The sequence below is a fragment of the Bremerella sp. JC817 genome (assembly GCF_040718835.1).
GTDB lineage: Bacteria > Planctomycetota > Planctomycetia > Pirellulales > Pirellulaceae > Bremerella.
This window is the reverse complement of the sequence record NZ_JBFEFG010000268.1, coordinates 642,453-656,069: the sequence shown is the minus strand read 5'-3', so window position 1 is coordinate 656,069 and position 13,617 is coordinate 642,453. Positions and strand designations below refer to the sequence as shown.

At 54.5% G+C, this 13,617-nt stretch carries 13 protein-coding genes; 5 read left to right on the top strand and 8 right to left on the bottom strand.

The genetic code is table 11. The features are described 5' to 3' along the window. The first annotated feature begins 202 nt into the window (after positions 1 to 202). The 3 genes from AB1L30_RS14050 (at position 203) to AB1L30_RS14040 (ending at position 2,541) form a co-directional block, all read left to right on the top strand. Entirely contained in the window at positions 203 to 1,174 is a 972-nt protein-coding gene (locus AB1L30_RS14050) for a hypothetical protein (RefSeq protein ID WP_367014055.1), read from the top strand. 160 nt (positions 1,175 to 1,334) lie between these two features. Next, on the top strand, positions 1,335 to 1,952 hold the full coding sequence (locus AB1L30_RS14045; RefSeq protein ID WP_367014054.1) for a hypothetical protein: 618 nt from the start codon (positions 1,335 to 1,337) through the stop codon (positions 1,950 to 1,952). 106 nt (positions 1,953 to 2,058) lie between these two features. Next, a complete protein-coding gene (locus AB1L30_RS14040; protein WP_367014053.1) occupies positions 2,059 to 2,541 on the top strand; it encodes a hypothetical protein in 483 nt (160 codons plus the stop codon). 55 nt (positions 2,542 to 2,596) lie between these two features. Here the strand turns inward: AB1L30_RS14040 and AB1L30_RS14035 are convergent, their stop codons facing one another. Both AB1L30_RS14035 and AB1L30_RS14030 read right to left on the bottom strand, forming a co-directional pair. After that, the gene (locus AB1L30_RS14035; protein WP_367014052.1) at positions 2,597 to 4,273 is read right to left on the bottom strand and encodes a GMC oxidoreductase; all 1,677 of its coding nucleotides are present in this window, start codon (positions 4,271 to 4,273) and stop codon (positions 2,597 to 2,599) included. 40 nt (positions 4,274 to 4,313) lie between these two features. After that, positions 4,314 to 4,781: a hypothetical protein gene (locus tag AB1L30_RS14030; RefSeq protein ID WP_367014051.1), complete on the bottom strand. Its 468-nt coding sequence runs from the start codon at positions 4,779 to 4,781 to the stop codon at positions 4,314 to 4,316. Between the two features lie 216 nt (positions 4,782 to 4,997). On the opposite strand from AB1L30_RS14030, the gene AB1L30_RS14025 reads away from it, so the two are divergent. Further along, positions 4,998 to 5,438 (top strand): hypothetical protein, encoded by a 441-nt coding sequence (locus AB1L30_RS14025; RefSeq protein ID WP_367014050.1) that lies wholly within the window; start codon positions 4,998 to 5,000, stop codon positions 5,436 to 5,438. A gap of 52 nt (positions 5,439 to 5,490) precedes the next feature. Here the strand turns inward: AB1L30_RS14025 and AB1L30_RS14020 are convergent, their stop codons facing one another. The 3 genes from AB1L30_RS14020 to AB1L30_RS14010 are packed head-to-tail and all read right to left on the bottom strand — an operon-like array spanning position 5,491 to position 7,669. Next, positions 5,491 to 5,748, bottom strand: coding sequence for a hypothetical protein (locus tag AB1L30_RS14020; protein ID WP_367014049.1), 258 nt, complete (start codon positions 5,746 to 5,748; stop codon positions 5,491 to 5,493). Between the two features lie 60 nt (positions 5,749 to 5,808). Further along, on the bottom strand, positions 5,809 to 6,243 hold the full coding sequence (locus AB1L30_RS14015) for a hypothetical protein (protein ID WP_367014048.1): 435 nt from the start codon (positions 6,241 to 6,243) through the stop codon (positions 5,809 to 5,811). A 28-nt stretch (positions 6,244 to 6,271) separates the two neighbouring features. Further along, the gene (locus AB1L30_RS14010; RefSeq protein WP_367014047.1) at positions 6,272 to 7,669 is read right to left on the bottom strand and encodes a tetratricopeptide repeat protein; all 1,398 of its coding nucleotides are present in this window, start codon (positions 7,667 to 7,669) and stop codon (positions 6,272 to 6,274) included. 384 nt (positions 7,670 to 8,053) lie between these two features. On the opposite strand from AB1L30_RS14010, the gene AB1L30_RS14005 reads away from it, so the two are divergent. Then, a complete protein-coding gene (locus tag AB1L30_RS14005; protein ID WP_367014046.1) occupies positions 8,054 to 9,580 on the top strand; it encodes a hypothetical protein in 1,527 nt (508 codons plus the stop codon). 124 nt (positions 9,581 to 9,704) lie between these two features. Here the strand turns inward: AB1L30_RS14005 and AB1L30_RS14000 are convergent, their stop codons facing one another. The 3 genes from AB1L30_RS14000 to AB1L30_RS13990 all read right to left on the bottom strand — a co-directional run bounded on the left by AB1L30_RS14000 (position 9,705) and on the right by AB1L30_RS13990 (position 13,487). After that, the gene (locus AB1L30_RS14000) at positions 9,705 to 10,367 is read right to left on the bottom strand and encodes an ankyrin repeat domain-containing protein (protein WP_367014045.1); all 663 of its coding nucleotides are present in this window, start codon (positions 10,365 to 10,367) and stop codon (positions 9,705 to 9,707) included. A gap of 271 nt (positions 10,368 to 10,638) precedes the next feature. Further along, positions 10,639 to 11,304 carry an ankyrin repeat domain-containing protein gene (locus tag AB1L30_RS13995; protein WP_367014044.1) on the bottom strand — a complete coding sequence of 222 codons (666 nt, stop codon included), beginning with the start codon at positions 11,302 to 11,304 and terminating at the stop codon, positions 10,639 to 10,641. Positions 11,305 to 12,431: 1,127 nt separating this feature from the next. After that, a complete protein-coding gene (locus AB1L30_RS13990) occupies positions 12,432 to 13,487 on the bottom strand; it encodes a hypothetical protein (protein ID WP_367014043.1) in 1,056 nt (351 codons plus the stop codon). Between the last annotated feature and the right edge of the window lie 130 nt (positions 13,488 to 13,617).

Genomic DNA, 13,617 nt, shown 5'->3' with positions numbered 1-13,617 from the left:
GTGGGCAATGTGTACATATGCGGTCCCAGAGCATTCTCAAAAATGCGAGTTTGGACAAGGGAGAATCGTCTAAGAAAATCCTGTAAGATCATCAGTAATATTTGGACGGATAACACGAAAATGGTACTAGTGTAAAATCAATCCCTAAGACTATTTAATCTGAAAAGAGAGCCAATAGTCGCTCGCACGAAATGGAAGCAGGATGTCTGGTGACACAAAGAAAGCTCGGACTGAAATCGTAGCAGTGTTAGTGTCTGTCGTGGCTTTGGGGGTTTCCGGACTGACGTGTTTCGAAGCACATCGGTCTACCGAGTCAGCAATAAATCAAGCCGAATATTCTAAGCGACAAACTGAACTTGCCGAGAATCAGTTTGATTTCGCAAAACAGCAACAAGATAAGCTTGACGCTCAGCAACAGAAGCTTGAACAGCAGCGATCTGAGTTCGAGAAAATCCGTGAGGAAGAGAAAGTAAATGCAGCGAGAGCGGAATTTCTCCGTGTTTTGCAAGAGATTTCTCGCACTCAGGCTGAAGTCTCGGAGGCGATCGTTATCTATGGAAATATTGATGATGCAGCGTTGATTAGCCTCAATCTAAATAGTGCACATGCGATGCTCGTTTTAAGAGCCGAACAGCTGCTTCAGAAGTTTGAGAGCGATAACAGAATTACGGCCGAAGAGTATCTCGTGCTTTGCCAAGCTGCTTTTTATCAAGGATGGTACAAACGTGCTAAGAAGTGGGGAGAGTCTGCGCGAGTGTCAGAAGACTCCAAAATTCAAGCAGCGGCATTACAAAAGTTGGCCGATATCGAGTACGCACAAGGGAACAAGAAGTCTGGGGCTGATTTGTACGAAACAGCAATTGGACTAATTGATGAGGCAAAGAATTTGCAGAAGCAGGAGAAAATGCAGATTCGAGTCCAGTACAAGATCTTTTGGCACAACGTTGAAGCATCGAATGGAAACATTGAGGACGCAGAGTTGATTCTGAAAAGTGCGGAACGTGACACCGAAATGTTGCGGAGGGGACTGTTTAAACAACTAGCTCTCGCAGCAATTAGTAACATTAAAGGTGATCCACAAGATGAAAACGGCGGTATTGGGACCAGCGATTTGCAAATCAGTTCGGGCGATTCGGGAGAGAAGAGTTCCTCAACGGAAGGCAAAGAACAATAGGCATTTGGCCCGTGAAATGTTGGTGATAACGCACGGGGGCAAGGCCAAGTACGATCATTCAAACGAACGACAGCAGATCGAGCACGGACGCAAGTTGTACGAAGGGTAGCATGTCGGCCGAGGTCCTACCGAACGACGCATCACCATGACGAGATAACCCGTGACGCAAAATTCAATTCAACAGTTCTGGCAATGGTTCCTTGCCAAATCTTCAGAAATTGAAGCCTGTCTGCAGGCGGGAGACGCAGATAAAGCGTCCTGGCAAATGAGCGATCGAATCGGGGTGTTCTTCCCGGAGCTTGGTTGGGAAATCGGTCCAGGCACCGACAAGCAATTGTTTCTGGCATTCACCCTGAATGGCGATCCAGAGAACATCGCGAAAGCAGAAGAGATCATCGCGGCTGCACCTGGGATCGAGAATTGGGAATTTCGGGTAGGTCGACCACGTCGCGAATTTGACGGTCAGCTGCGATTCGTCCATGAGCATGGTCAACAGATTGAAATCGATTTAGATCGATGGCGATATACGCTTACCGCGTTTGATGGAGGGCGATTCTTCGACATTGAAATCGCCAAGCCTGAGATGCGAGAAGCGGATAGTCGAGTGAAACAACAGATCGCGTACACGGCGATCCAAGCTGTGCTGGGCGAATTTGACACGATTACCTATATCGACCGGATCTCATTTGAGGAACATCCTGACACGGATTGGGACGAACGCTCGACGCCGTTTCTGCATTTAGCGGAGCACTTAGACAGCATTAAGATCGGGCAATAGACACTTGCGTCTCTCTAGGCTGCGGTGCATGGGGCACCTAAGATGCACAACCGTTCCCTCAGCCCACTTGTTGATGTTTTGCCCAGGTCAATTGCGTATGCTCTCTATGTCTTCAGAAGCGGATGTCCTTTGCTCAGGGTACGACGTTGGATATTTCGATAAGGCGGACGTTGCTCGGTGGGCGGATCGTTGGATTGAGGCGACTGACGTGCCGTGCGATGTGTTGTTCGATCTGTCGCTGAACCGCAGCCTTCACCCGGTCGACTTGAAGAGGGCTTTGCGTAGCTTGGGTTCGGCAGAACCGGATCAGGTCGCGTCGACCACTATCGGCTTCCTGGGACTTCTCTACGAGCAGAAAAAGGTCTCGGCGCAATCGGTCGTGCAGCGACTGTTCTTCCTGGTTCACGAGCCTGGTTTGACCAACGACGAGACTTCGTACATCTACTATTTAGATGACCAGGTTTATCATGTCGCAGCCGGAACCTGGTTGCCGCTACGTGACGTGGAAGAAGAAGTACGCGGTTTTCTGACGCCCTACGCCGAGCGACTGACGGTGAAGTACCCTGAGATGATTACACCGGGCAAGTAAAGTCAAATGCTCTTCATCTAAGCAGGTTGCCAGACTTCCGTTGGGATTAGTGTGCCTAGCCAAGATGCTGCGACAGACGGAGCGCGAGTCCGACGAGTGTGCGTACCGGATTGGCTGCGGTACTGATCGGCATCACGGACATGTCACACACGTACAAGCGATCCGCACCAATGACCCTCAAATCTTCATCCACCACGGAGTGCGGTGAGAACGGTTGATCAACGGCTGGTCGTGAAGGCATGCGCAGCGAACCTGCCGCATGGTGCACCGTCCCATAGCCGAAGCCTTTCCAGTTCTGACCATACCAGGCCTCATCGGCAGGCCGAGCACTCTGCCCGTGAACACGAAACTGGGAAAAGATCCGATGCGTGACATCGTTCAGGATATCCCAGATTTGATTGGTGCCTCCATGCCAATTGGCCAATGCTGGCAATCTCGAATGGGCGAGTCGATCGGCCTTCTTCTGGTTATGGAAGTTAATCTTCGGGACGTACTCGAAAGGTGGCGCGGGCTCGATAAGATTGTCATCGTCAAGGCAATTGCCAAAGCTAAACTTGATATCGATTCGGGCGAGCCCTTCCGGGGAAGGTGGCACGGATTCCGAGGGATCGTTGTCGCGAAGATGCCAGCGTTCGTGATTCAAGTTCATCTCAACATTGAACGGATAGCGAATCCGATTGCCATCACGCAGTCCCCGAGAATAGAAAACAATCTTGGCGTGGTCGGTTGGATCGAGATTCACATCACCAATTCCGTCGACGAACGTATGCGTTCCATCGGTTGTCGGATGATCGGTCAGGCCACGACCAACAAGCCACTTCACCTCGTTGGGAAGATTCGGAAACAAGCTTGATCGCCGTAGAAGTTTAGGGCTTTCGATTGAACCAGCCGCCAGGATGACGCGGCCAGCTTTCAGGGTGCGGATATCCCCCGTCGCCAAATTTCTAGCCACCACTTCCATGTGACCGCCATGGTTTTGGATATCCTCCACGAAATGGCGAAGCAAAATATGTAGACCGGACCCATCACCATGGCTTACCCCAGGACTTAAACCAAGCTGATTCACCAATAGTTCTGCAGTATTGAAGACGCCGGTTGGTTCCGTAAAGAACTCATCTTTAGGGATGCCGTTGGGTTCGAGGTAAGGCTGGTGAAGTGCACGGGGCGTCTGCTGAATCGAAAAATCGGCTGCCAGGCTGGAAGCACGCAAGCGAGTGACCACGGCTTCGGCGGCGGCCCCGAGGGAGCGTGACTCATTCATCACTTCACCGGCACGATTCAATAGGCCGGAAACGAGATCTTGCCGTACACGATGGGGAAAGAAATCAAGTTCCCAACCTTGCAGTGTGGGAATCAAACCTGACCAAAAGATCGATCGACCGCCAAAGTTTAGTTGAGGCTTCTCGCCGATAAACTGATCGGCGTCGGAGGAGTTGCTATCTTGCCAAAACGTATCGCAACCGAAGTGCTTTGCGACGCTGGCATTGGGGAACCGGCAAAAGTTGTAGACATGTGTCGGATACAGAAACGATCCCGCCTCCAAAACGAGAATGCGCTGATGGCGTCCCAGTCGTTCGGCCAGGTCATCGGCAAGCACGCCGCCTCCCATGCCGGAACCGATCACGATTAAGTCAAAATCGTCGCGTGGCCCCATGTACTGCAGCGTTAACCGTTCGCGTGCGGCAGTATCAGCGGATACGAAATTCACATACTTCGAGGCGTTGAATGTCATTCGTCTTGCCCTTATACGGATGATAAAACGCGATGATCAATTAAGTACGTAATGTCAACGACTGGGTGGGGCGATGGTCTGGGGCGAGCACCAGGCAATTGAGAACCAAATGCCCAGGCATGTTGTGAAGAAGATCAGGTCCGATATAGAGCGTGAGATTAGTTTCCAGCTCGTACACGAAGTAGCTTGGTGACAAGCCTGGGTTGTCCTTCTTCGCGACGTACAGCGTGACCATCCCGGTCGAGGCATGTCCTTGAGAAAAATGCCCTGCAGCCAGAGGCGTTTGACTTTCCAAGAGATCGTAACGCTCGCCAGGCTGTCGAAGCGTATGATTCAACTGATTCAAAGAACCAGGATCGGACACATCGTGAACAGCTCCCCAGCCTTGAGCGGGACCAAAATAGAAACGGAGCGTCGTAAGGACCATCTCCTTTTCACGGAGATTAATCCCGCCATGGACATCGCTCGGATTAATTGCCGCCAAAAACGATTCGTCAAGAGGAAACATGCCATTGACCTTCCGTGTGGGTAGCACTGGGGTGTGAAGTCATGCATGCTGATGGGCATACGCAATATACAGATAAGTAGACATCGGCAACATTGAATCTTCTAAAAAAAGAGAAGAAAGCCGAACGTTACTAATGATGGAAGAATAGGCGTTCCAAACCTACCCTGTAACAAGGGGCATAAAACCCGCAAAATCCGGTTGGTGAGGAGACAGAAGTTGAAAATCACGATGGGCGATATCGAATGCGAGCCCGGTCGGGTTACTTATCGCCAGCTTGGCTTTGGCGAGGTGACGGTAGGCGACTTCGAGTTGCTCCCTTATCGCATCGAGCTTTCCCCGGCGGAATTTCAGTCTGCGATTCAGCAGGCGTTCGATGCATTCGTCGAGGAGACTGAGCGCGACGATCGGCGAACAGATGGATCGTTAGAGATTCCTGCGCTGAAGCGTCATGGCTATCCTTCTTTCGATGCGTTCTACGAAGTCAGTAAGGCAGATCTGTGCACGATTGTCCAAGACTTCTTGTTCCTGGAACTGCTCGACGGCCTGCTCGGCAACTCGCTGCCGACGGAATGCCAGTTCGCCATCAACAGCCTGGACGCGATTACCTTCACCGAGAACAACGTAGTCGTCACCGGCACCGCGTATTCGATCGGATGAAACGACTTGCCATCGCGACAGATTTGCCCACCGATTAAAACTCGTCCGAGCGTTAGCCTTGCAGCCAGGTCTCGATTCTTGCGCGGGTGTTTGCAGGGCCTTGTTCCGGTTGCAGCGAGTGTGGGCGGTCGGCGTAGATTCGGACGAGCGCCTGCCGTGTTGGTTTGGTGCAGTTGTTCAGAACCGTTTCGACGTCGCAATCGTTCAAGCAATCGGCGACCTGATTCCAAACCTCGGCTGGGCAGATGATGCCGGCATCGTATGCCTGAACGATCTTCTGCAGGAAACTGGCTGGTGAGTTCTCGTTCATTACGGTGATCGTCAGGTGTTGAGAAATAGAGGACGCATTGGGAACGCTTCGCCAGCGAACTCACGAATCGCGACGGGATACCAGGCAATCTCTCCAGAGGGTTAGCATGTCGCCGACCTGGTCGACCATGGCAAGGACGCGGAAGTTGCCGTGGGCGTGGCAGGCAGCACGGCATTCTGAAAGCAACTGCTCGAGGTGTGGCAGCTTGTCCAGCGTGAGGCGTTCCGTCTCGGTTCGCTCTGGCGCATCGGTCAACCAACCATCGAGCACGACGGTGAACGAGACGTACATGTAAACGAAGCCAGAGAACGTCCATTGTCGCTGGTCGAGCTTGGACCACCAGGTCTGATCGATGCCTTCGCCTAGCGGTGGCGGAAGTTCACGACCGCTACATGTTTGCCGGCAAGCGACAAATGCTTCCAGAAATTGCCGAGCCGGGTGGGAGCCTGGCAACGCGAACAAGGGGCGATTTGCGTCGTAGATATCTGCGATCATCGTGCGATCTTCTTGGTTCCCCGGCCGGTCAATCCTCGATCACTTCGACCTGAACGACTTCTTCGGTGGCTTCGGTTGGGGGCTCGGTTTCTTTGGGCGGGTCGTAGCGGATTTCTCGGAAGAAGGTCAGCATGCCTAGCCAGCCGATTACGTTCAACATCACGTGGGTGGCGACTGTTTCGGTGGTGTGGTCGACGAAGAACACTTTCACGCCAACGACGACGGCCAGCACGAAGGAAGTGACCACGTACTTGGCGACCGGAAGGGACTCGGCCCAGGTATCTTTCAACACGAACTGGGCCGCGGCCAGGTAAACGTACGCGGCGGTCAAGGCCGAACCGAACACCAGGCCATCCCAGGTCACCAAACCCCATACGCCGGCAACGACGATCGCCAAGAGCGACGCCGCCAACAGCCGCAGCCCGAGCCGCTTCTGCCAGACGAACTGCTGCATGTTCGTTTCAAATGGAAACAGCGTGTGCGAAATCGGCAAGATCCAGATCGGCAGTACCGCGTAAGGAATGATCAGCGGCGCGATGCTTAAGATCCAAGCCACCACGTCGTTGTCGCGATGCCAGAGCCACATGGCGAGGTAAACGACCGTCAGCAGCAACACCAGCCAGATGGTGGCCTTGTCGTTGAGCACGGCCTGCAGTCCTTTGGAATAGAGCCGCAAGCCGGACGCATACCATTCAAACGGCGAGTACACACTTGGGAGCAGAACCGAATCGAGCCTTCCCAACTGCCACTTGGCCAGCACGTCGGGCGGGTCGAGTCGTAGTGTTTCTTGAAACTGATGACGGGCCTGCTCCCGCTTCCCTTGCATGAAGAAGCAGACGCCCATCTGATAGTGCGTGTTGGCGTGGTTCGGTTCGCGGCGAAGGGCTTCCCGCAGCGCCACCAGCGCCGGCTCTGGCTGCAACTTCTCGATCAGCAGCCGACCCTTCAAATTCCATGGGCTGGCCGCCGCAGGGTTCAGCGCGATCGCGCTTTCGCAATGCGTCAAGGCGGTGTCGTACTCTTCGGTATGCAGATAGCACTCGGCCAGAATTTCATACACGGTGGCATCGTTCGGATCGATGGCCAGCGTCGGCAGCAGCGCCTCGATCGCTTTCTCAGGCTGAGCCGTGTTGTGATAGCAAATGCCCAGATTGACCTGCATGAAGTGCGAACTGGGAGAGATGGCCAGGGCGGCCTGAGCGTTCTCGATCGCCTCGCGAACCTTGAACTTCCGCGAATAGCAGTAGCCAAGCTGCGCGAGCGCGTAGGGGTTGTGCGGCTCAAGCGAAGCCCACCGCTGTGCCTCGATCAGGGCCTCGTCCAAACGGTTGAGATCCAAAAAGAACTCGACCCGCCCCGAAGCCACGTCCCCCGCAGCCCAATCCCCATCCCCCACCGAACCCCGGCCCGCCGAAGAATCGTCCATCGCAAACCGCCTTGGGAAGTGGGAAGAAGTGAAGAGATTACGAGCAGTTCATGGTAGCGCACTGAGCAGCGGAATGGTAGGGTGCGCGAGAGAAGAGAAGCCACCTTGACCGGAAGAACCTGTCCGGGGAGCTGTTAATTCACGAGCCTTAGAATCATTTGAATCAGGCGGATATCGGTCTTCCAGCAAAGATCGTTCACGGAACGAAGGGGGACAAACACCGGTTAGGTACCAGAGCTTATCAGGCAGGTTCGTTCGGGGCTTTTGACTTCTTCCCTATAAAAGTGGTCTCATTGATTGCGTGCCGACTGCCAAAGATTTAACCTGACCCTTGAGTAACCCTGGTTGCAATTTCGGTCAACGCATGTGAGGCAACACGCGCAGATGAATATTTCCATTCTAAGTGGTCGTATACAACTTATCGGCTTAATGTTCTTCTTCGCGCTTAACGTTTGTCATGCGGTATCGGCGGCGGAGCCCTCGTCTTCCGATACGAAGTATTTGGAAGTCGTCCGTAACACGGTCGACAAGATCTTAGAGAACGGGCGAGATAGGTACGGGGAACAACAATCCGGAATGATACTTTCCGTTCTGGATCGAAAGACCGGAAAGCCATTGCGGTCGTTGCCCAAGGCCCCGGAAGGAGTCCGGCATAGCGATCGGACAGGGCCAGGCGGTTCCAATGCGAATCTTCAGCAAGACCTCTACCGCACGATGTTGCATCTTAGCCGAATGACGGGGGAAGAACGGTACGAACAGGCAGCCCAAACGGCATTGGTAGACTTCGTACGTATCACGCAGCATCCCGAAACCGGCCTGCTCGCTTGGGGCGAGCATCTTTACTGGAACTGCGTCGACGATCGGTTGGGAGACTTGGACCCAAATCAAACGCACGAGCCGAAAGAGAAATTTGTCGTCTTCGATTTGCTTTACGATGCCGAGCCTGAGCGAACGTTAAAGTACGCCTATGGACTTTGGGAACATCAAATTGCGGACCAGAAAACAGGTAACTTCAGTCGGCATGCCAAGTATCACCGTCATGGTCCTGGGCGAGACTATGACTTTGCGAAAGAGGGCGGGTATTTTATCGATACCTGGTCCCGTGCCTACGCCGCAAATCATGACGAGCAGTTTGCCACTGCGGTTCGCGTGCTGACACAAAGATACCTTGACCGCATGAGTCGGCTGGGGCATCTGTCGCTCGACAGTTCCGACCGCGAAGGCTGGTTTCAAACATCGCCTTCGTTGTATGCCGTCGCCCTGGCGGCCGAATGTACCGATGCCGCACAGCGGATGGATGATCAATCGGCAACATTGTTACGACAATTGGCCAGCTCTCAGGACAAGGCGTTCCTTTCCATGCCTCACAAGCCAGCGGACCCTGAGTTTGGCTTTGTCAGCTATGCCGATACAGAGACCGGTCAGCCGAAAACGGTCGAGGCGAAACAGTCCAACGGATATTCACGCCATTGGGGGCTGGGATATGGCATCCACTCAACAGCCATGATTGCTTTGCAGTGCAACACGCGGCAACAGCAACTTGGCAAGTCCGAAATGGGTGACCAGTATCGAAAGCTCGTCGTCGAAGCAGGAACACTCTATCTCGAGGAACTTCCCAATCCTCGACAGGATGATCTGTGGGCTGGAGAATACGGGACGGTCATTTTCACCCTGCTCGCAGCGCACCGCATCACTCAAGACGAACGTTACCTGGATCGCGCTCGCCAACTGGCAGACGAGGCGATTGCCGTCTTCTGGGACGAAGGCAAGCCTCTGCCGCGGGCTAGTTCGCGAACCGGATACTATGACGTTGTCTCTGGTTCGGATACGTTACTCCTGGCGTTGCTCGCCGTTCACGAAGAGTTCAACAACCCGCGAACGACCATCGAATTTAGCGATCTGGTTCGATAGGCGGAGAACCTGCCGTTGAAATCGCGCTCGTAGGCGTTGTTGATCGGCGATTCTCCCCGCCGAACAGCGCCGTGCATCGCTTGGGCGTGGGGCCAGGTTCCTTGGAACCGTTTGCAACGAGTTCTTACGGGCGATAGTCTTCCCCGGACCAGCCACCATGGTTGGTGAGCAGGGTCATCAGTCGGTGCCGCACGATCGGTTGTTCGATGTCCCGTGCGTAGTCGAGCGCGGTTCGGAACGAGTGGTCGGTGGCGTTAACGCTGGCACCGTGGTGGATCAATGCCGCGGCAACCGGCAGGTCTTGGTTTTGCACGGCCCACATCAGCGGCGTGATGCCTCCCCAGGGCTTGTTCACGTTGCCCCCTGCATCGATAAGAATCAATTGCACTTCGAGGGCCGGGTTCGGATGCGACCGCTGATCGTTCGTCACCTGTCGCAATTCATTGGGGGATCGGCAGAAGAACAAAGGGGTCATACCGTCGTGCGTTTCAGCGTTGACATCGGCCCCCAGTTCGATCAGGTACTCGACCACTTCGGCCTGGCTGCCACTGGTCGCCACGTGCAGCGGCAGGCCCCATTGCTCGTGATGCTGGTTTAAACGCAGATGATGCGATGCTTCCAGCCGGTTGCGGATCTGGCTTCTGACCAGCCGTATATCGCCGTTGGCGAGTGCCTGGTGAACCGAGTATCGCGATTGAGCATACTTGTAACCGCCAATCGCAAGGCCGATCAGCAGCATCACAAAAATGACGATCAGCGTCGTCAGGCCATTGCGTCGCGTGAGCATGAAACGTCTTCGAAAGAAACGTAAGCGTGCGTGCCGAAAGGACGGTCCCTTCGAAAGCTACCACTAAAAACCTACTACCCCGTCCACCAGCGACCGAAACCATTTCCATAGTCGCGGTCATCCACCAGCCAACGGAGACAACCACGATCGCGTCGGTCTGCTTCCGCTGGTGGGCGTCGTGCTTCTGCCTCGGCCGGCGAGGCAACTTCGTCTTATGAAGTCATCACCGATGCTTCCCCGGAACATGCAATCTCCGCGGCGTGCCGACCGCTTAATTCGTGGTGGCGGCTTGGGCCGAAATTGCTCCGTGCTCGGTGAGCATGGTGACCAGCAGATGTCGAGTGACTGTCGGTTTGATTTCGTTCGCGTGATCGAGCGCTGTTCGTGCGTTGTAATCGATCAGGTTCATCGCCGCGTTATGATCCAGCAGCGAGCGAACTACTGGCAAGTCGCAATTCTTCACCGCCCACATGAGCGGCGTGATGCCGTTGTAGCGATGGTCGATGTTGGCACCAGCAGCCAGCAGTACTTCTTGCACCAGCACGGCGTGATTCGGAAAAGCGCGATTCGCCGGATCGTTGACCAGCAGCTTTTCGGTGCTGTGGCAATAGAACAGCGGTGTCATGCCGTCGTCGGTTTGGGCATTGGGGTCCGCGCCAAGTTCTAGCAAATACTGAACGACTTCCGGATGGCGGGCCGCCGCTGCCAGGTGAATCGGCTCTCCCCAATTCTCTTCAGGGCCAGGCACGCGAAGACGCTGCGTGGCATCTTCATGCGAGCGAACGAGTTGCTTCAGCAGCACCATATCGCCGTGGCGAATCGCATACTGCACCGTGTCGGAACGGTGAGCATAGAGGTAGCCTGCTGCCGGCACGGATAACAACAGTGCCAGCATCACCAGCATATTTCGCGTAGCAATCGCCTGCCCACGAACCATTGAATTTCAAGCTCCTGTTGATTAAAGGACGGTCCTGCACAAACCACCCTGCCCCTCCGCTGTGCCCCGCATCGATGGAATCGATGCCAGCGTGGGTGGCTTGTGCCGACCTGGACCGTGTTGCCCCTCGTCTAGTTGAGAGTCTAACACCATTGTGCCGGTCGGCAGCAGAAGCGAACGAACTCGCGGAGAACCGCGACCCGGATGGGCCAAACCTCATTTCCCCGACCGCAACGGCCCCCCAGCAAACGACCGAACACAACGATTATCCCGCCCCAGAACAGCCCGCAGACGCATACGTTGTCTTCGCACAACATGCCACGGGCAAGCTGGATGATCGCTGGGCGAGCACGGGTTGGGAGGAGCGAAAAGGTGACTACCGATGGATGGTGTCTCTTCCAATCGACGGAACGGAAAACGTCGCATCGATAGGCTGACGCATCCCCGATGAGATGTGCACGAGAAGACCAGCCCAATATTGGACCGTGGGATGCGGTGTGGTGAGCTCAACTAGCTTTCTGCGGCACTTTCTGAAAAGCCCACTCACCTAAAAATAAGCCCGTTTAGCCTGTTCTTTAGGGATGCGGGGCCACGTCGTGAGAAATGACGAAAAACATGATGAAAAAAACGTGGAGACTACTATATAAGTATGTAAGCAAGACCTGTTGTCTTGAGTTTTACAAATTCCTGTCACCCAAGAAGGTGCCTATGGAGCAAGAAATCTAATTGAAATCGAAGGAGAACTCTCAAATGGAGAATTCAAATGTAGATCTAAACCGGCTGTTGTGGTTTGTTTTCGCAACGGTTGTCATCACACTGCTTTTCGTAGCGGTCGTCATTATTTTCGTCGTATCGATCATCACTGGCCGAAATGGCAATACGTACGGTGGCTGGTTGAATACGGCCATCAATACGGTTGTTACGTTAATCGGAACCGGAATCACGATGTTGTTGGGATGGAGGATTTGGTAATCGACCCTCCGAAACAAGGTAAAAGAACATGCGTTGTTTGTCATTGAGTCGATTGATTGACAATTGACCCTTGAGCGGCACACGCTCAAGGGTCGTGCCATTTCTTGGGCGAGAAGGAAGCATCTTCTTCTGCTAACCATTTCTTTGGCGACACACTACCGTCGGCCAGGCCGCTTGCTCTGCAGCTCGTCGAGTTCGTTCTGAATAGGGGGTGATTTGATGGTGACTTCCGACCAGTTAAGCCAATACATCATTCGCAGCGTGTCGACTGATTTCTGGGTGAGTTCGTCCGAATAGAAGGCCAGCGAACGCAGGGCCATTAAGTTGAGCAGGCTGCGGACTCCTTGGTCGGTGATTTGCGTGCGATCGAAACGGAGTGTGGTCAACAGCCCGCCTGTTCGGACGATCGTGGCGATATCTTCGTCATCGATTGGGCACTGCAGCAAAGCCAATTCTCTTAGCGAGAAGTTGTCGGACGTGTTCGGCAGTGATTCCGGCGGCAGGTCGATGCCACGCAGGGTGAGCGTCTCGACACGCGCCAGCTCTCGCAGCCCTGCCATCTCGGTTGGATCGACTTCCACGAAGTTCATCTCCAGCATCTTGAGTTGGTGCATCTGCCAGATCGCGTCGAGCTCGGTCGAATCGACTTGTCCGCGCGTGAGAACCAACGCTTGTAGCTGTCGTTGCGGCTGTGCCGGGTCGTAGCCAGCCAGTGGGTGATCGCCAACGTCGTTGAGTTCAAGCTGTTGAAGCGTGGGCCCGGTCCACAGCTCACGCTTCGGCTCTGCTGGCAGAGGTGTGTGATGCATGGCAACCTTCGTGACGTTGGGCAGGCGCGAGAAACTCGGCCCGGTCGCGTCGATGGTGCATTCCCACAAGACAAGCGATTGCAGCCCCTCCAGTTTTGAAAGAAGTTCCCAGGCCCGATCATCGAGATGAACGCTGTTGAACCGCACGGTATGGACCGGAACGTGAAGCCGCCCATGCTGAAGCTGGCTCCCGTCGGGAAACGGGATGTCAACGTAGCTGCCGTGTGAGCCCCACGCCGGTGCGGCCTGCAAGAAAGCCTGATACTCGGAAAAGAGCGCCTCAGCCGCGTCGTTCTCGGCATGGTAGGCACTCCGCAGCGAAACAAGCCACCCCGAAACGCAGGCAACCAGCAGCACGAAAAGCATCAACCCCCGTAAAGACCACCGCCAAGTCGAACGCATGTGAAACCTATCTTTCTGATCACTGCCCCTCGCCCTAAGCAGCGACGGGGAACCGAATTGTAGCGGATCAAAACGCAAGTGTCCCTCTTCCAGCCGCAGGCTTTTCCCCCGGTGGGCTTCGCCGCGGGTG